Origin of the sequence: Ahrensia marina (assembly GCF_001293565.1) — a bacterium.
Lineage (GTDB): Bacteria > Pseudomonadota > Alphaproteobacteria > Rhizobiales > Rhizobiaceae > Ahrensia > Ahrensia marina.
In genome coordinates this window covers 110461-128993 of record NZ_JXMU01000007.1, presented here as the reverse complement: position 1 = coordinate 128993, position 18533 = coordinate 110461, and the positions used below count along the sequence as shown (strand labels likewise).

At 49.4% G+C, this 18533-nt stretch carries 16 protein-coding genes; 11 read left to right on the top strand and 5 right to left on the bottom strand.

The features are described 5' to 3' along the window. Nucleotides 1-22 precede the first annotated feature (22 nt). The 5 genes from hpf to SU32_RS05925 all read right to left on the bottom strand — a co-directional run bounded on the left by hpf (nt 23) and on the right by SU32_RS05925 (nt 4462). Entirely contained in the window at nt 23-598 is a 576-nt protein-coding gene (hpf, locus tag SU32_RS05945; RefSeq protein WP_053998431.1) for a ribosome hibernation-promoting factor, HPF/YfiA family, read from the bottom strand. A 126-nt stretch (nt 599-724) separates the two neighbouring features. Continuing rightward, the gene (gene rpoN, locus SU32_RS05940; protein WP_053998430.1) at nt 725-2287 is read right to left on the bottom strand and encodes an RNA polymerase factor sigma-54; all 1563 of its coding nucleotides are present in this window, start codon (nt 2285-2287) and stop codon (nt 725-727) included. A 115-nt stretch (nt 2288-2402) separates the two neighbouring features. Next, nucleotides 2403-3167 (bottom strand): LPS export ABC transporter ATP-binding protein, encoded by a 765-nt coding sequence (gene lptB / locus SU32_RS05935; RefSeq protein WP_053998521.1) that lies wholly within the window; start codon nt 3165-3167, stop codon nt 2403-2405. Between the two features lie 50 nt (nt 3168-3217). Beyond that, a complete protein-coding gene (locus tag SU32_RS05930) occupies nt 3218-3745 on the bottom strand; it encodes an LptA/OstA family protein (RefSeq protein ID WP_053998429.1) in 528 nt (175 codons plus the stop codon). A gap of 21 nt (nt 3746-3766) precedes the next feature. Continuing rightward, entirely contained in the window at nt 3767-4462 is a 696-nt protein-coding gene (locus tag SU32_RS05925) for a hypothetical protein (protein ID WP_053998428.1), read from the bottom strand. A gap of 194 nt (nt 4463-4656) precedes the next feature. On the opposite strand from SU32_RS05925, the gene sppA reads away from it, so the two are divergent. From sppA to SU32_RS05870, 11 genes are all read left to right on the top strand, one after another. Further along, entirely contained in the window at nt 4657-5628 is a 972-nt protein-coding gene (gene sppA, locus SU32_RS05920) for a signal peptide peptidase SppA (protein ID WP_053998427.1), read from the top strand. 29 nt (nt 5629-5657) lie between these two features. Then, nucleotides 5658-5936 (top strand): integration host factor subunit beta, encoded by a 279-nt coding sequence (locus tag SU32_RS05915; RefSeq protein WP_053998426.1) that lies wholly within the window; start codon nt 5658-5660, stop codon nt 5934-5936. Nucleotides 5937-5966: 30 nt separating this feature from the next. Next, complete coding sequence (locus tag SU32_RS05910) at nt 5967-6308, top strand: LapA family protein (protein ID WP_053998425.1); 342 nt, start codon at nt 5967-5969, stop codon at nt 6306-6308. 101 nt (nt 6309-6409) lie between these two features. Next, entirely contained in the window at nt 6410-7516 is a 1107-nt protein-coding gene (locus SU32_RS05905) for a class I SAM-dependent methyltransferase (protein WP_425394261.1), read from the top strand. Beyond that, nucleotides 7509-8363: a TrmH family RNA methyltransferase gene (locus tag SU32_RS05900; RefSeq protein ID WP_053998424.1), complete on the top strand. Its 855-nt coding sequence runs from the start codon at nt 7509-7511 to the stop codon at nt 8361-8363. Before SU32_RS05905 ends, SU32_RS05900 begins: the two co-directional genes overlap by 8 nt. Then, nucleotides 8360-8848 (top strand): signal peptidase II, encoded by a 489-nt coding sequence (gene lspA, locus SU32_RS05895; RefSeq protein ID WP_053998423.1) that lies wholly within the window; start codon nt 8360-8362, stop codon nt 8846-8848. The genes SU32_RS05900 and lspA overlap by 4 nt, the downstream gene beginning before the upstream one ends. A gap of 31 nt (nt 8849-8879) precedes the next feature. Continuing rightward, entirely contained in the window at nt 8880-9875 is a 996-nt protein-coding gene (gene acuI / locus SU32_RS05890) for an acrylyl-CoA reductase (NADPH) (protein ID WP_053998422.1), read from the top strand. A gap of 72 nt (nt 9876-9947) precedes the next feature. Continuing rightward, on the top strand, nt 9948-11858 hold the full coding sequence (locus SU32_RS05885; RefSeq protein WP_053998421.1) for an ATP-binding protein: 1911 nt from the start codon (nt 9948-9950) through the stop codon (nt 11856-11858). An 87-nt stretch (nt 11859-11945) separates the two neighbouring features. Further along, nucleotides 11946-12809 (top strand): l-ornithine N(alpha)-acyltransferase, encoded by an 864-nt coding sequence (gene olsB, locus SU32_RS05880; RefSeq protein ID WP_053998420.1) that lies wholly within the window; start codon nt 11946-11948, stop codon nt 12807-12809. Nucleotides 12810-12957: 148 nt separating this feature from the next. Further along, nucleotides 12958-15711: a DNA mismatch repair protein MutS gene (gene mutS / locus SU32_RS05875; RefSeq protein WP_053998419.1), complete on the top strand. Its 2754-nt coding sequence runs from the start codon at nt 12958-12960 to the stop codon at nt 15709-15711. Nucleotides 15712-15717: 6 nt separating this feature from the next. Further along, entirely contained in the window at nt 15718-18531 is a 2814-nt protein-coding gene (locus SU32_RS05870; RefSeq protein ID WP_053998418.1) for a [protein-PII] uridylyltransferase, read from the top strand. Nucleotides 18532-18533 lie beyond the last annotated feature (2 nt).

Genomic DNA, 18533 nt, shown 5'->3' with positions numbered 1-18533 from the left:
CGCTTGACGGCTGGCTTTGGCGTCACTTCATTGCGCCGGGGTCAATCCAACCGATGTTTCCATCCGGACGACGATAAACAAGATTTACGTCACCACTGCCCGCGTTTCGGAACACATAGACCGGGTTGTCCTGAAGGTCCAGTTGCAAAACGGCAGAAGCCACAGGCAAAGTCGCTAATTGCATCTTCGTTTCAGCAATAATTGCCGGTGCATAATCTTCCGGCAGTTCTTCTTCATCATCTTCCGGCAGTGCTTCCAGCACTTTGTATGCGTAATTTTCAGTCCGACTTGCAGCCTCTTGCGTGTGATGGTTCTTCAGGCGACGCTTGTAGCGACGCAAGCGTTTTTCTAGGCGTTCCGCGGCTGCATCAAAGCTTCCGTCAGGGTCTTGTCCCTCGCCGCTCGCCTGCAACATCGCGCCCGTATCAAGATGCATAACGCAATCTGCTTTAAACCGGTTCCCCGATTTTTCCACTGTCACATGCCCCTGCGCGCCTTTGTCGAAGTATTTCGTAAGCGCGTCTTCAATGCGATCTTCAATGCGAATTTTGAATGCATCGCCGATTTCCATGTGTTTTCCAGAAATACGTAAGCTCATGATTTACCTCGTTCTTTAGTTATTATTCTGAGTCGCTAAGACGCCACCCAATAATAACAGCTTGTGCCAGTTTCGCGCTTCTGTGAAGAGCAAAACCATAAAAATTATTTCACAAATAATGAGTGCTTAATGGTGTTTTTGTTCTGACGCCTGCTGCGCCCTTTTTTCACGACGGCGCTGAACAGATGAGGCGATATTCATCGCCTCACGGTATTTAGCGACCGTCCGACGTGCAATCTCAATGCCTTCTGCACGTAAAATATCCACCAAAGCATCGTCGGACAGTACCTTTTGCACCGTCTCTTCTTTTATCAAATCACGTATCCGCTGGCGCACCGATTCAGAGGAATGATCTTCGGCTCCGCCGGCAGTGCCGGAAATAGCAACGGTGAAAAAATACCGAAGTTCGAATAAACCCCTTGGGGTCATCATATATTTGTTGGAAGCAACGCGGCTAACGGTCGATTCATGCATATCTATCGCATCGGCAACCATTTTCATGGTCATCGGCTTCAGACTTGAGACACCATGGAGAAAGAAACCATCCTGTTGTTTCACAATTTCGGTCGTTACCTTCAAAATAGTAATCGCGCGCTGGTCCAGACTGCGCTCGAGCCATGTGGCGCTTGCCATACAGTCGGCAATAAAGGATTTTTCCTCCTTTTTAAGCTTGGAACCTGACACCTCATTAAAATATTGACGGTCGACAATGACTTTCGGCAATGCATCAGAATTAAGCTCAATCCGCCAGCTTTTATCCGGTGTTTGAGACACTTCCACATCATGGACAATGGCTTGCGTACTACTGGCCTCGAACCTTAGCCCGGGCCGTGGATCAAGACGCTTGATTTCGCCCAGCATATCCAGAAGGTCGCTATCATCAACGCCGCATATTTGCCCCAGTGCTTTAAAATCCCGCTTTGCCAGCAATTCAAGATTATCAAGAAGCGCGTTCATCGCCGGATCAAGCCGGTGATTGCGTTCACACTGCAACCGAAGGCATTCGGACAAATTACGGGCAAAAACACCCGCCGGATCACAGCTTTGCAAACGCTCAAGCACAGCCAGAACATCTTCTTCCTCACAATTGAGCCGTTCGCAGATGGCCGGTAAATCCAGCTCAATATAACCCCGTTCATCAAGGGCATCTGTCAACTCACGCGCAATCGCATGGTCAGAAACAGTTTTAAAAATGAACGGTGTTTGCTGCTCAATCACTTCGCGCAGACTTAGCTGTGACTGGGCTATATTTTCCAGAGTATATTCATCATCGGTATTTCTTGATGACGGCAGCCCCGGCGCTGCGCCGGAGGCACTGCCTGCCTGCTTCAATTGATCAGGCATCGCGCCATCACCATTGCCCGGATCATCAGGGAATATGTTTTCCAGCGAGCTATCCAGCTTATCGGAAATGGCTGCGGCGCTCACTTCAAGTTCGCTATTATCCCAATCGGTATTGCGTTCATTGGATGTGCGGTCTTGGATACTGCCAAAGCCCGCGTCACGGTCCGCATACGCTTCATCCTCACGGCTGGTTTGTTTAAGAAGCGGATTGCTCTCAATCTGGCTTTCTATAAATTGTTCAAGCTCAACCTGCGTAAATTGCAACAGCTTGATGGACTGCAACAATTGTGGCGTCATCTTCAATGACTGCGTTTGACGCAAATTGAGTCTTGCATTCAAAGCCATACAAATATTGCCCTTTCCTGAATTGGCCTGAAATTTGCTTAACGCACTTTAGAGGAGAATAGTTAAGCGAGTCCATCTTGATGCAATCGAATGCAACAGCAGAAAAGAAAATTATCTAAAGTCTAAATTCATCGCCAAGATAAAAGCGGCGAACATCTTTGTTCGCAATGATTTCGGCCGGCGTTCCGTGTGTCAGCACGCGTCCTGCATGAATGATATAGGCACGATCAATCAGTCCTAGCGTTTCACGCACATTATGGTCTGTAATCAGCACGCCCAAACCACGTTTGGTCAGGTGTCGAACAAGCTGCTGAATATCGGAAACTGCGATCGGGTCCACGCCTGCAAACGGCTCATCCAACAGCATAAATTGCGGATCGGAGGCCAGCGCGCGCGCAATTTCGCATCGTCTACGCTCACCGCCGGAAAGAGCAATTGAAGGTGCTTTTCTTAAATGGCTTATCGAAAATTCTTCAAGCAGCTGATCGAGCTTCCGGTTGCGCTCCTTGCTGCTCTTTTCGACAACCTCAAGCACCGCCATGATATTTTTCTCGACACTTAACCCGCGAAAAATAGATGCTTCCTGCGGTAAATATCCAATTCCCAGCCGTGCGCGCTGATACATCGGCATCATCGTTACATCATTGCCGTCAATAAGGATGCGACCAGCGTCAACCGGCACTAGGCCTGTCACCATATAAAAACAGGTCGTCTTGCCCGCACCATTTGGACCAAGCAACCCAACAGCCTCACCCCGGCGCACTGCCATGCCGGCACTATTGACCACGCGGCGTCCGCGGTAAGATTTACTTAAGCCGCGCGCGATGAGCGTCCCGTCGAGCTTTTCGGGATTTGAAAGCCCCAAATCGTCAACAGAGATATCGGCTACAGGTGTTTTTTTGCCGGAAAATACAGCCAAAACAAGCGCTCTTAGTTCTTGTTTTTAGGCTGTATGAGAACGGTCGGACGTGATGTGTTGCCGCACCCTTCCAATTTAGCACGCCCGCTTGTCTGGGTGACCGTCAGTTTACATCCAGTTGCAACATTGCCGTCTTCAGACAGTGTAACGCGCTTGCCGGACAGCACAAAAACTTCCGTTTTCATGTCGTATGTTCCGGTTTCACCTGTTGCAACCTGCTTACCGCTTTGAATGTTCACACCGCCAGTCGCCAGTAAACGGTCAATGTCGGCTGCACCGGTTGCAATCGAACCTTCACCGCCTTTGGCATAGAAGATTGTCAGTTTTGATGTGCGAAGAATCGTATCATCCTGCACAACACTCACTGCACCGGTGAAAATTGCCTTGCCGTCATTTTCAAAAATTTCCAGCTTGTCGCCATCAATCTGAACCGGCTTGCCCGAGGAAAGCGCCAAACCTGAACCTTGTTGCGCTAAAGCAGCCAAAGGGAGCAAGACGGCAAAAGAAGCGGTAACAATAGCTTTTAAAATATGCGTCATCTAAAATTTAGACCTGTAACTTTAATTCGTATCAACAATAGGGGATGCATCATCTTCGGCGTTAGCAATATCCTGATTGACCTTAGACACTACACCTGGCTGTAGAACAAGAGTGACATTGTCTGAAAAGACGATGTGCTTGCCGCCATCATGGATATCCATACTGTCAGAGTAGATTGTTGTCTGTTTTTGAGTGATTGTTATTTTGTCCTTAGCAGCCACATTTCCAGACGCCAGATCAATATCGGCGCGTCCTAATACGGCCCGCATACCGTCAGATGTTGTCAGTATGGACTGCTCGCCGAGCGACAAGATGCTATCCTGATCATCAAAACTGCCTGTCGGCGCGTTAAGTTCGGCTTCTGCGCCATTGCTCAGCTCAACTTTTGCGACCAGCTTTTCAAGCTGCATGGCGGTTTCACCCGAGAGATCCTGAATGGCGCGAGAAGCGGTAACACGATACGGACGCTTATCTTTGGTCACACCGTTAAGTTTTGGGCTTGCCATAACAAGCTTGCCATCGCTGATGGTACTTGATGCCAGATCAACCGATCCATCGGGCACAATACGGGAAACAAATAATACGCCGCCCACAATTACAACGCCGATAAGCGCAATAAGCGGTAAAATTCTTTTGTATAGTCTGACTTTGGCGGAATGCCTGCGGGCCCGCTCAAAAGCGTCGTTTGAAGCTGTTTTGGCTACGACATTGGACATAATGCTTTAAATTACCGATTGTGGTTAGCGAAGTGATAAACAGATACACTGTTAATGTGGTTTTATTGGGATCGTTCCGATTTTACTGGAAAAGTGATGATAGGTCTATATTAGCTGATGCTTGAAAACTATCCAGGCGTTGGCTTAAACCGTACAATCAAAACGCCCGATATGCCAGCGACAAGGATTGAGCATTGCAAGCAGATGATATTATCGACCGTCAACGTCTACGCCGCAAAGTAACTTTCTGGCGGATTGTCGCTATTTTGATTGCGGTTCTCGGCGTTGTTTGGGCAGCCACCTATTTCACAAACAATGACGAAACCGGCGGTTTTACATACAATCACATCGCAAAAGTGAAAATAAACGGCACAATATTTGAAGATGAAGATTTGCTTGAGCGTCTAGAGGATATTGAGGAAAATGACTTCGTTAAAGGCGTTATCCTATCGATTGATTCACCCGGTGGCACAACAGTGGGCGGTGAAGCCATATTTGAAGCGGTCCGCAAAATCGCAGAAAAAAAGCCCGTTGTCGCACAAGTTGGCACTTTAGCAGCCTCGGCAGGCTATATGATTGCCTCAGCCACAGACCAGATTGTGGCACGCAAATCATCAATCGTCGGCTCGATTGGTGTGATTTTCCAATATCCTAATTTTGAAGGCCTTTTAGACAATCTTGGCGTGGACATGCGCTCTATCAAGTCATCACCACTGAAAGCGGAGCCCAATTTTTACGGGAATACGCCGCCGGAGGCAGAAGCGATGATAGAGCGGATGATATTGGACAGCTACGACTGGTTTAAAGGTATAGTCACCGAACGCCGCGGTTTTGATCCGCAAGAAACAGCACAGCTTGCAGACGGTTCCGTGTTTACCGGCCGCCAAGCCCTTGAAAATGGCCTCGTTGACCAATTGGGCGGAGAGGATGTCGCCCGCAACTGGCTTACAGAACAAGGACTTGATGAAGAGCTGGATACGAAACTTTGGAAAAAGAAGCCTGAGCGTAGCAATTTTCTAATACCGGGAGCAGCCGTGACATGGATTATGAAACAAATCGGGCTTGAAAGCCTATCTCAGCCCATTGCCGAGCAATTTGAGAGACGTCTTATGCTTGACGGTCTGCTTTCGATTTGGCACGTTCAAAGCGCTGACCAAAATGAATAAACAGCTGAATGAAAGTACATGGGGACGTTATGATAAAGTCTGAGCTTGTGCAGATAATTGCAGATCGGAATCCGCATTTATATCAAAGAGATGTCGAGAATATTGTAAATGCGATCCTCGATGAGATTACAGAAACACTTGCTTCAGGAAACCGGGTTGAACTTCGTGGTTTCGGTGCTTTTTCAATCAAAAACCGCCCTCCTCGTGAAGGCCGCAACCCGCGCACAGGCGAAACAGTGCAAGTTGAAGAAAAATGGGTCCCGTTTTTCAAGACCGGTAAAGAGCTTCGTGAACGCTTAAACAAATAAGGCAGCTTTTAAGCTTCCTGGGAAACTGACATGCTCCGCAAAATTATTTTTGTGCTTATTTTAATTCCGCTCGCAATCGTGCTGATTGCTTTAACGGTCGCAAACCGGCAATCGGTCTCGCTCAATCTCGACGTTTTCAATCCGTCGAACGGGGCTTTGAGCTTTGACGCACCATTTTTCTTATGGCTTTACGCTGCCGGTGCTCTTGGTGTTTTGGTTGGCGGTATTGGAAGCTGGTTTGCACAAAGCAAGCACCGCAAGAAAGAACGTGCCTATAAAAAAGAAGTCCAGCATCTGCGCTATGAAATGAAAGAAGCTGGCGTTGGCGAGAAGAAAAAGGCCTCATCCACTCTGGCGCTGAACAATAATTAAAATCCAGCCTTAGTGCTCTCATTTTTGGCTTTATGCTATAATCCCATATGAGCAAAAGAGGCTGCTCATTATCCATTCAGCCTGTCAAATTGGAATTCAATGTGCGTCCACAGCGAGCAAAAAACAAAAAGAATAAATCGCAGCGCGGTTTGAACCAAAGAGCTGAAAACGCAGGTCAGGACACCGGTTTTCGTCCAAAGCCCAAACACGCCGCAAAACCTGCGACACCGTCCAAGAACAGCAACCAAGTCGAAAACCGCGCCCCTGTTGTCCGCCCGCGTAAAACTGCACATCGGCCTTCAGAAAAGCTTCCGGTTATCCTTGAAACACTAGCCGATCAAAATTACGCTTTGCTGGATACCGGCGACGGTCTGAAGCTTGAGCAGTATGGCGACATAAAAATAATCCGGCCTGAACAACAGGCTATATGGGGGCGAAGCCAGGATGATGCCCTGTGGGATAGCGCCAATGCAATCTTCACCGGTGACACAGATGAAGAAGGCGTGGGCCGCTGGCGATTTCCGGGTGCACAATTCGGCGAAACATGGCCGATGGCGTTTGACGGTGTCGGTTATATGGGGCGCTTCACTTCTTTTCGCCATGTCGGAGTTTTCCCTGAGCAGGCTGCTCATTGGCGCGCCATACGGGAAGCCCTAAAGAGTTCCGACAGACAATTGCGTGTTCTTAATCTGTTTGGCTACACCGGCGTCGCTTCACTGGTTGCCGCAGATGCCGGCGCTCACGTTACCCATGTCGACGCCTCCAAAAAGGCTATCGGCTGGGCCCGTGAAAACCAAAGCTTTGCCGGTCTTGATGAAATGCCGGTCCGGTGGATTTGCGAAGACGCGATGAAATTCGTGCAGCGTGAAATACGCCGCGGCAATACATATGACATCATATTGCTTGATCCTCCCGCCTATGGACGCGGTCCGAACGGGGAAGTGTGGCAGCTGTTTGATCATTTACCTGACATGCTGGATGGCTGCCGCGATCTGTTAAGTGATGATCCTGTCATGCTGGTCTTGACAGCCTATGCCATACGCGCGTCATTTTTTGCGATGCACGAAGCGATGATGGACAGTTTTACCGGTTACAAGACACGCGGATGTGTCGAATCAGGAGAATTGATTATTCGCGAGAAACTGCGCGGGCGCGCACTTTCCACCTCTATGTTCTCACGCTGGTTACCGGAGAGTGCCAATGCGTGACGAACATAAAAAAAGCGGGCGCATCAAAGAGATTACAAGCGTTTCCAACCCGATCATCAAAGATATCCGGTTTTTAGAAAAAAAACGCCACCGCGAAGAAACCAATTCTTTCATCGCGGAGGGCATGAAGCTAATCATTGATGCCATTGACGGTGGCTGGACATTAAAAACGCTTCTTTTTGCCGCTTCACACCGCGACAATGATAATGTCAAAAATCTCGCAGCCCGCGCAGCGGCCAATGGTTCCGACGTTCTCATTGTGCCTGAAAAAGTGCTGGGCAGCATAACACGCCGTGACAATCCACAAATGGTTGTCGGTATTTTTGAACGTCAGTTGCTTGATGCCGCTAAAATAAAGCCAGAAGCAGAAGATGTGTGGATTGCACTCGACCGTATTCGCGACCCGGGAAATCTGGGAACGATCATGCGCACGGCAGATGCAGCAGGGGCAAAAGGCATAATTCTGGTTGGCGATACCACTGATCCCTTTGCCACAGAAACTGTTCGCGCAACGATGGGCTCCATTTTCGCAATACCGGTCGCTCATTTAAGCGAATCAGAATTTATTACTTTTGCAAAAGAGTGGAACGGGCTTGTTGTCGGCACACATCTTGCCGGTTCTGTCGATTACCGCACGCCGCAATATTCCGGCCGTCCGATATTATTGATTATGGGCAATGAACAGTCCGGCATGCCAGCCCCGCTTGTTAAAGTGTGCGAGCAGCTTATTCGTATTCCGCAGGTCGGGCGTGCAGATAGTCTGAATCTTGCGATTGCTACTGGTGTTTGCCTTTACGAAGTGCGCCGTCATGCCCTTTCACTTGAGAAGCGGGGAAACCGGATATGAGAAAATCTGTGAGCGGCTTTGTCATTGTACTCTTGGTTGTGCTGGTTGATCAGGCAACAAAATATTGGGTGGAAACCCAAATGGCGTATCAGCAGCAAAACGAATTGCTGTCTTTTTTTTCGCTCTTTCGTACGCACAACGAAGGTATCGCATTTTCAATGCTGCGCGGCCTTGGGCCGTGGCCACTGATTATCATTGCGCTCGCCGTGGTCTGTTTTGTTCTCTGGCTCTGGCGCTCCACTCCGCCAGATCGCTGGCTATCACATCTTGCATTTGGTCTGATCATAGGTGGCGCGATCGGCAATATCATTGACCGCGCTTTTAACGGTTATGTCGTGGACATGTTCCTGTTCCATCTAGAAAACTGGTCGTTCGCTGTATTCAATGTCGCTGATGTCGCCATAAGCATTGGTGCGGGCCTTGTTATTTTAGACGAATTGATCACTTGGCGTAAAACCAAAGCGATTGACAAGAATCCTGAGTAGAAGCACGTTTCTATTCAAACGGGAGACAAATATGCCTGATACTTTTAAAGCCATCATGGTGTCGCGTGACGAAGACAAAAAACAGAGCGTCACAATTGAGGATATAACAGTAGACGATCTTATGGATGGTGATGTGGTAGTGCGTGTCGAGGCAACGACCGTCAACTACAAGGATGGATTGGCGATAACAGGCAAGTCGCCTGTTGTGCGTCGCTGGCCAATGATTCCCGGTGTCGATTTTTGCGGAACGGTTCTTTCTTCCAGTCATGCGAAATGGAAAGCAGGCGACAAGGTTATTTTGAACGGTTGGGGCGTTGGCGAGACACATTATGGTGCCTATGCGCAACAAGCGCGTGTGAACGGCGATTGGTTGATTGCTTTGCCGGACGGTATGACACCGACAGATGCAATGGCAATTGGAACAGCCGGTTATACGGCCATGTTGAGTGTTCTTGCACTCGAAAATGCGGGCATTACACCAGATACCGGCCCAATTTTGGTAACTGGCGCAAACGGCGGCGTGGGTTCGGTCAGTATTTCTCTGCTGGCAAAGCTTGGTTACCATGTTATCGCTTCAACGGGGCGAACATCAGAAGAGGCATTCTTAAAAAGTCTCGGCGCAGCAGAAATCCTCGACCGTGCCGAACTATCAGAACCGGGGCGGCCGCTTGGTAAAGAACGTTGGGCCGGCGCTATTGATTCAGTGGGGTCTACCACGCTTGCCAATGTGCTTGCGCAAACGCAATATTATGGGGCGGTTGCCGCTTGCGGACTGGCGCAAGGCATGGACCTGCCCGCAAGCGTTGCTCCGTTCATATTACGCGGCGTATCACTGCACGGTATAGACAGTGTTATGGCCCCAATCGCATTGCGTGAAAAAGCATGGACACGCCTTTCTACAGAACTGGACGCAGGAAAACTGGCAAGTATCGCGACTAAAATCGGCTTCGATGACATTATCGAAACCGCACATGGCATTCTGGAGGGCAAAGTGCGCGGACGTGTCGTTGTCGATATGGCGGCATAAAGCGGTACAAACGTTTAAAATTTTAACGACTGTTTTCACGGCATAATTACCCAGAAGGTATATGCCTCTGGCATGGATGACCTGCGCGCAATATCTGACGATAAAAAAGAGTTGGAAGCTCAAGCTGACCAATTGTGGGAAAGCGTTGAAATGAATGCGCTTGGCGATGCAGTCGTTGACTGCACCACTGAGGGAAAAATCATTCATGCCAATGCCGTTTTTGCAAATTTAGTCGACCAGCCGGCTGAGACAATCATAGGTCAAGACCGTGAGCAGTTTGCGTTTCTAAAAGGCGGCAAATCTCCGCGCTGCTTCAAAAAACTGACAGCGCAGGACGGCACTGAAACTTGGTTTGACCGCCTGCAATTTTCCATGCGTGAGCCGGATACTGGCGACATATTCATTAGGGTTATTGGCCGCGATATAACGCAGCACAAGCGAACAGAAGCTGCACTCATAGAAGCGCGCCGCCAGGCAGAGGAAGCCGATGCGGCAAAATCTCGTTTCCTTGCAATGGTCAGCCATGAAATCCGTACGCCATTAAACGGCATAACCGGCATGGGGCGCTTACTTGCCGATACCCAACTGACCGCAGAGCAGCGCAATTACACCGAATCGATGATCAGCTCCAGCGAAGCACTTCTTCTGCTTGTTAATGATCTTCTGCAGTTCGGACGCGAGGAAATATCAGCCAATAAAATTAACGCGGAACCGACAACAATCGCGTCTCTTATCGCCGGTGTCGTGGAACTGCTTGCCGAAAAAGCCCATCACAAAAATATTGATCTTGGCTACGATTTAAGCGCGGAAGTTCCTGAAAAGATCAATATTGATGCCGGGCGTCTTCGCCAGATTTTATTCAATATAATTGGAAACGCGATCAAATTCACCGATAAAGGCGGTGTTCGTATTGATGTGTCGTACTGCGGCAATCATCTGACCGTTCGCGTTCAGGATACAGGGCCGGGCATTGCAGAAGAACATCAAACAAATATCTTCATGCCGTTCGAACAGGTTGAAAACACTTTTAACCGCACCCATGACGGCGCAGGTCTTGGCCTCTCAATAGCACGCAAGATGGCCATTGCTATGGGTGGCGACATTTCACTCGACAGTGCCGTTGGTGAAGGTTCCATTTTTAACGTGAACGTACGTGCAACGCCGATCACAGAAGCCAAAAAGAACGTTACAATTAATGAAACAGTGCTGGTCTGCATGAAACAAGGGTTTGAAGCAGACTTGCTGAGCGGGCTTGCTTCGCGTGCAGGCGCACATGTTTTGCAATGTGCCAGCATCTCAGAAATGCATCAGCTTGCATATCAATGGCCCTACCCGTCCAAAATAATCATTGATCAACGCCTGACAAAAACCCCGCCCTTAGAACAAATTGAATTTGCCTTGCCTGACTGCCAGGCCATCGCGCTCATCACGCCTGAACAACGCGGCACAATTGGTGCGGCGTTTAAAGCTGCCAATCATGGATTTTTGACACGTCCCGTGCGCCCTTCGACTGCGCTTCGGGTTCTGGGCAATGATATTCCCTCGATTGAAAAATCAGAAGATCGCCAGCCTGCGACTATTCAGAAAGAGAATAACAAAAAATACAACGTACTCGTTGCCGAAGACAATCCGATCAATGCTTTGCTGGCAACCAATATGCTTGAACGTGCTTCATGCCGCGTAACGCACGTTACAGACGGCGCGCAGGCTGTTGAAAAGCTTAACAAACAACATGAATATGACATTGTATTGATGGACCTGCACATGCCGGTCATGGACGGCCTGACGGCAATCAAAGCCATTCGACGTAACGAGGAAGAGCGTAATGCGCCCTCCGTTGCTCTTTTGGCCGTGACTGCTGACAATCAGCTTTCGACAAATGAGGCCATTATGGCTGCCGGTGCATCCGGTATTCTTGAAAAGCCGTTTAACATTGATGCCTTGATAATTATGCTCGAAGAGAAAACGACCAGTGTTGCGTGATCACAATTTGACTTTAGTTGCAACTGTCACCATTTTGTTGTGAAAGATTGATATCCCACGCTCAAAGATTAAATTTGAAAGCGTGATATGAACCAGATCATACGCAATTTGCCGGAACAAAAAGCTCAAATATTTGAAGGACATGCGACGGGCAATCTGCTCGGTCAAATTAGTACTCTTCAAGTCAGGCTGGCCGAATCAGCCGGTGAAATCGAGAAAGCGCAATCTATTCGCTATGATGTGTTTTATCGCGAATTTGGCGCACATGCGTCACCATCCTGTCAGGCATCCGGCCTTGATCAGGATTTGTTTGATGATCACTGTGACCACTTAGTCGTTCTCGACACTGAAATTGCCGGTTCAAGCGAAGACCAGATTGTCGGCACCTACCGTTTGATGCGCAAAGAACATGCGCAATCCGCCGGCGGCTACTACTCGGCTGGTGAGTTTGCCATTGCCAGCTTGATGACACGCCACAAGGACCGCAACTTTCTGGAGCTTGGCCGTTCATGCGTTCTGCCCCAATATCGCTCCAAGCGCACGATCGAGCTGCTTTGGCAGGGTATCTGGGCCTATTCACAAAGATACAAAATTGATGTCATGCTGGGATGTGCCTCCTTTTTTGGCACTGTTCCGGCAGCACATGCAGAGGCCTTGAGTTTCTTGCATCACCACGCCCGCACGGACACATCATGGCACATTGCACCGGTACCGGGCAGACATGTATCAATGGATTTGATGCCTGAAGAGGCAATCAATATGAAAAAGGCTCTGAACAGCCTGCCGCCTCTGATCAAAGGTTATCTTCGCCTTGGCGCAAAATTCGGCGAAGGCGCAGTCATTGATCATGAGTTCAACACGATCGATGTTATGGTGGTGTTACCGATTGAAAACATTTCCGGCCGGTACAAAGCCTATTACGGTGAAAATGCCGAGCGGTTCGCAGCTTAGTATATAATATCACCACTCAGCCCAGCTCTATTGCAACCTTTGCAGGGGATTTCATCAAATTGCCCTGTTTTGATGACGTTTAAACACGCATAAACGGATATATCCGGCGCTTTTGCGCGCGTTTAAACCGAACAGTCAGCAAGTCATCATGAGTGCACCAACGTCATCTACAAAGACATCAACGCCAGAGGCGGCAAAACCCGTCAGCGCGCCCACCCCTATGATGGCTCAATTCCTTGAAATAAAGGCTGCGAACCCGGATTCGCTGCTGTTTTACCGCATGGGCGATTTTTACGAGCTATTCTTTTCCGATGCAGAAATCGCTGCTGCCGCGCTTGGCATTGCACTGACCAAACGCGGTAAACATCTTGATCAGGACATTCCTATGTGCGGCGTCCCTGTTCACGCTGCTGATGATTACTTGCAAAAGCTTATCGGCAAAGGTTACCGCGTTGCCGTCTGCGAACAATTGGAAGATCCCGCCGAAGCTAAAAAACGTGGATCGAAGTCGGTTGTTCGGCGTGATGTGACACGCCTTGTGACGCCAGCGACAATCACTGAAGAAAAATTACTGAATCCAACAGATACATCCTACCTCGTCGCAGTTGGCCGCGTAAAAGCGGACGGCGATGCGCTTGCGCTTGCGTGGATCGATATTACAACCGGCCAGTTCAGACTGATGGAATCCGATGCAAAGCGGCTGCTACCTGACTTAATGCGTATCGGCCCGAAAGAAATTGTTGTCGCCGAGCCCGTCTATCATGACGAACTTTTGAAATCCGCATTTGAACAATTTGGCCGGACAGTATCTTTGCAACCGGCGGTGTTATTTGACAGCGCGACTGCAGCGCAAAAACTTGCAAAGTTTTATGATGTCCAAACAATGGACAGCTTTGGTGATTTTTCGCGCGCTGAACTTTCAGCGGCGGCGGGTGCACTTGCCTATATTGAAAAAACGCAGATAGCCGAACGGCCTTCGCTGCAACGTCCGGAACGAGAAAGCGAAAATTCCCTGCTCTTTATTGATCCGGCAACAAGGCTCAATCTTGAGATTGAGAGAACCTTGAACGGTTCACGTGACGGCTCGCTTCTCAAAGCAATAGACCGCACGGTGACCGGCGGCGGTGCCAGATTATTAGCCGAGCGGCTGCGCGCGCCACTCACCGACTGCAGTGAGATCAATCAGCGTCTTGATGCAGTCAGCTTTTTTCTTAGTGAGGACGATCTTGGCCAAAAGCTTCACGCATTACTCAAATCCATGCCGGATATGCCCCGTGCGATTTCGCGCCTGTCTCTTAACCGCGGGGGCCCGCGTGATCTGGCAGCAATTGCAAACGGATTGAAGGTTACACGATCAATTTTTGATGTTTTGGCGGGCTGCGAGATGCTGCCGCAGGAAATTCAAGCCGCATCCGATAATCTGGCCATGGCTCCGGATGATGTTCACCAATTGTTGGAGAGTGCACTTGGCGAAGAACTGCCGCTGCTTAAACGCGATGGCGGGTTTGTTCGCAATGGTTATAACGCTGAGTTGGATGAAATGCGCGGGCTCCGCGATCAGTCACGGCGTATTATTGCAGAGCTCCAATCAAAATACGCTGAAGATACCGGCGTTAAATCACTCAAGATCAAACACAATAATGTGCTTGGTTATTTTATCGAAGTTACGGCCCTCAATGCAGGTCCGCTAACACAAACCGATGACGCTAAAGGCAAATATATACACCGCCAGAGCCTTGCAAATGCCATGCGTTTTACCACAACCGAGCTTGCCGACCTTGAAAGCAAAATCGCAAGTGCCGCAGGTCGGGCGCTGGCAATTGAAATCGGTATCTTTGATGAATTGCGCGATACGGCCGTTGCTCAAGCCGATGGTTTACGCGCTTGTGCACAGGCAGCCTCTGTGCTGGATGTTACAATCGCTCTTGCCGAGCTTGCAGGCGGACAAGGCTATTGCCGGCCGATCGTAGATGATAGCCGCGCGTTCAACATCACGGCTGGCAGGCATCCCGTTGTGGAGCAAGCCTTGCGGAAACAAGCGAGCGCTCCCTTTGTAGCCAATGATTGCGATTTGTCGCCCCGTGCAGACGGTGACAATGAGCACGGCGCGATTTGGGTTCTTACCGGCCCTAACATGGGTGGTAAATCGACCTTTCTGCGCCAGAACGCACTTATCGCCATCATGGCGCAAATCGGCTCTTTTGTTCCTGCTGGCGCAGCCCATATCGGCGCTGTTGACCGGTTGTTCAGCCGCGTCGGCGCTTCTGACGATCTGGCGCGCGGGCGTTCGACCTTTATGGTCGAGATGGTGGAAACGGCTGCCATCCTCAATCAGGCAGGGCCAAACTCACTGGTTATTCTGGATGAAATCGGCCGTGGTACAGCGACATTTGATGGGCTGTCCATTGCCTGGGCAACCATTGAATATCTACACGAACAAAATAAGTGCCGGACGCTTTTTGCAACTCATTTTCATGAATTGACCGCTCTGAGTGAACGACATAACCGCCTCGCGAATGTGACAATAAAGGTCAAAGAGTGGAACGGTGATGTGATCTTCTTGCATGAAGTCATTCATGGGGCAGCAGACCGCTCCTACGGCGTACAAGTGGCAAGACTTGCAGGCTTGCCTGACGCCGTTGTTTGCCGTGCCAAGAATGTGCTGGAAGAATTGGAGACACAGGGACGCGAAAGTAAGGCAGCAACCTTGATTGATGATTTGCCTTTATTTTCGACAGAGATTGCGCGCGCTGCCGAGAACAGAAGCCAATCATCCCAGCAGCATTCATCCAAAAATGCACTCAACACCGCGCTCGAGGGCATGACACCGGATGAAATGACCCCTATGCAAGCCATGGAAGCGCTATATAAGCTCAAATCAATTGCTACTGAAAAAGGATAGCGCCTGTTGGCAAAAAAAACGGATTTAAAACTTGACGAGATTGTTAACCCAGCAGCTTTAGCAAAAGCGCTTGACGGATTTGCATCCGACAATGGGGGCTCCGGCAACAGCACAGAAGTCCGTGGCAAAGTTTTAGCTCATTTGAAAAAAGTTATGCAGCAGGGCCGCGACCGTGCTGAAGAAATGCTCTATGAAGATGGGCTCGGACGCGGCTGCGCGGCGCGTCTTTCCCATCTGCAAGATCAAATCATCTGTGCGACATATAATTTTGCACTTGCCCATGTTTTTCAGGCCGAAAAGCTGTCAAACGCCGAAAAACTTACACTGACAGCAGTTGGCGGATATGGCCGGGGCACGCTTGCTCCGGGCTCCGATGTCGACTTGCTTTTCATACTACCATACAAGCAAACGCCGCTCGGCGAACAGATTGCAGAATATATTCTTTATATGCTGTGGGACTTGGGGCTTAAAGTTGGCCATGCCACACGCACGGTTGATGAATGTATCAAACTTTCAAAAACCGATACGACAATTTGCACATCCATACTTGAAGTGCGCTATCTGACCGGCAACAGGGATCTTTTTGAAGAACTTGTTGAAGCCTATCAAAGCGAGGTGGTCCAAAAAATTGGTTCACAGTTCACGCAAGCCAAATTGCAGGAGCGTGATGACCGCCACAAAAGAATGGGGGAAACCCGCTATGTGGTGGAACCCAACGTCAAAGACGGTAAAGGCGGGCTTCGCGACCTGCAGACATTGTTCTGGATCGGCAAGTTTCAATATCAGGTTTTGCGCCGGAAAGAATTGATCAAAAAGGGTGTCTTCACGCGCTCGGAGTTTAATCTCTTTGTTAAGTGTGAAGATTTTTTATGGGCGGTGCGCTGCCATTTGCATTTTTTAACCGGCAAAGCCGAAGAGCGCCTTTCATTTGATGTCCAACGTGAGCTGGCCGCGCGCATGAGCTATCAATCGCATCCCGGCTTGCAGGATGTGGAGCGCTTCATGAAGCATTATTTCCTTATCGCAAAAGACGTTGGCGATCTCACGCGTATCTTCTGCTCCGCACTTGAAGAGCAGGATTTGAAACAAGCGCCTTCTTTGACCAAATTTTTCCAGACATTGCCATTTTCGCGCAGCGTCAGGAAAATTGCTGGGATCAACGATTTTGTTATCGACAATCAACGCATCAATGTCGCCAATGCGGATGTTTTCAAAAACGATCCGGTTAATCTGATACGCATCTTCCATCTGGCGGATCGTTACAGTCTGGAATACCACCCGCAAGCGATGCAGTTGATCCGCAAGTCGCTCAAACTGATTGACCGCAAATTGCGTCAGGATGTGAACGCCAACAAATTGTTCATGAATATTTTGACGTCCGGAAATAATCCCGAACTCAATCTGAGGCGTATGAACGAGGCCGGTGTTCTTGGACGGTTCCTACGTGAATTCGGCAAAGTTGTCGCCATGATGCAGTTCAACATGTATCATCACTACACAGTCGACGAACATCTTATCCGCACGGTCGGTGTTCTTCAACGCATTGAAAGCGGCGAAATTGCCAAGGAGCATCCGCTCACTTCCGAGCTGCTGCCGTCCATGAAGCATGAGCGCAAAATCCTGTACATCACATTGCTGCTGCATGATATCGCCAAAGGCAGGCCGCAAGACCACTCGATTGCCGGCGCAGAGGTTGCCCGCAAACTATGTCCGCGCCTTGGATTTTCAAAAGAAGATACGGCACTCATTGCATGGCTCATCCAAGAGCATCTGACAATGAGCATGGTTGCTCAATCGCGTGATCTCTCAGACCGGAAAACAATCGAAGATTTTTCGGCAACGGTGCACACAATGCGCCGCCTGAAATTGCTATTAGTGCTCACAGTTTGCGATATCCGCGCCGTTGGGCCGGGCGTATGGAACGGCTGGAAAGGCCAATTATTGCGCACCCTTTATCAAGAAGCAGAGCTTTGGATTACAGGAGGCTTTTCAGAAACCAACCGCCAAAGCCGGGCAGAAAACGAACGCGAGCGGCTTTTTGAAGCGCTTGATGAATGGGATGAGGCCGACCGCGCGAAATACACCAATCTGCACTATGACAATTACATTCTCACAGTCTCACTAAAAGATCAGATTCGCCATGCCCATTTTGTAAGAGATGCCGACATAGCAGGGCGTCCACTCGATACGATGGTGAAGACGGATGCGTTTCAAGCCATTACTGAAATTACGATCCTCGCACAGGACCATCCCCGCCTGTTGGCAGTTATTGCAGCGGCATGTTCGAGTGCGGGTGCTTCAATTGACGGCGCGCATATTTTTACAACCGGCGACGGCCGTGCGCTGGACACTATCTTGCTCGAGCGTGAGTTTGATGCCGATGAGGACGAATTGCGCCGGGCAAGACGCATTGGCAAACTTATCGAAGACGTCCTGTCCGGAAAGAGTTATCTGCCGGAAGTTCAGGCAAAGCGGCCACGTTCTGGGCGGACACCAAAAGCATTTGTCATTGAACCGGTCGTGACAATCGACAACACATTATCCAACAGGTTCTCGGTTGTTCAGGTTGAAGGACTAGACCGGCCAGCCCTCCTATCAGAGCTTTGTGAAGCCTTGTCGGACCTCAAACTCGATATTCGTTCCGCACATATTACAACCTTCGGAGAGAAGGTTATTGATAGTTTTTATGTGACAGATTTGATCGGCCATAAAATTGTCGACACTGCACGACAAACACGCATTAAGAAGCAACTCCGCCAGAAACTAATGCCACCTCAACCGGCTGCAGCCATCATTAAAAAAGAGACGAAGGATGCCTAGCG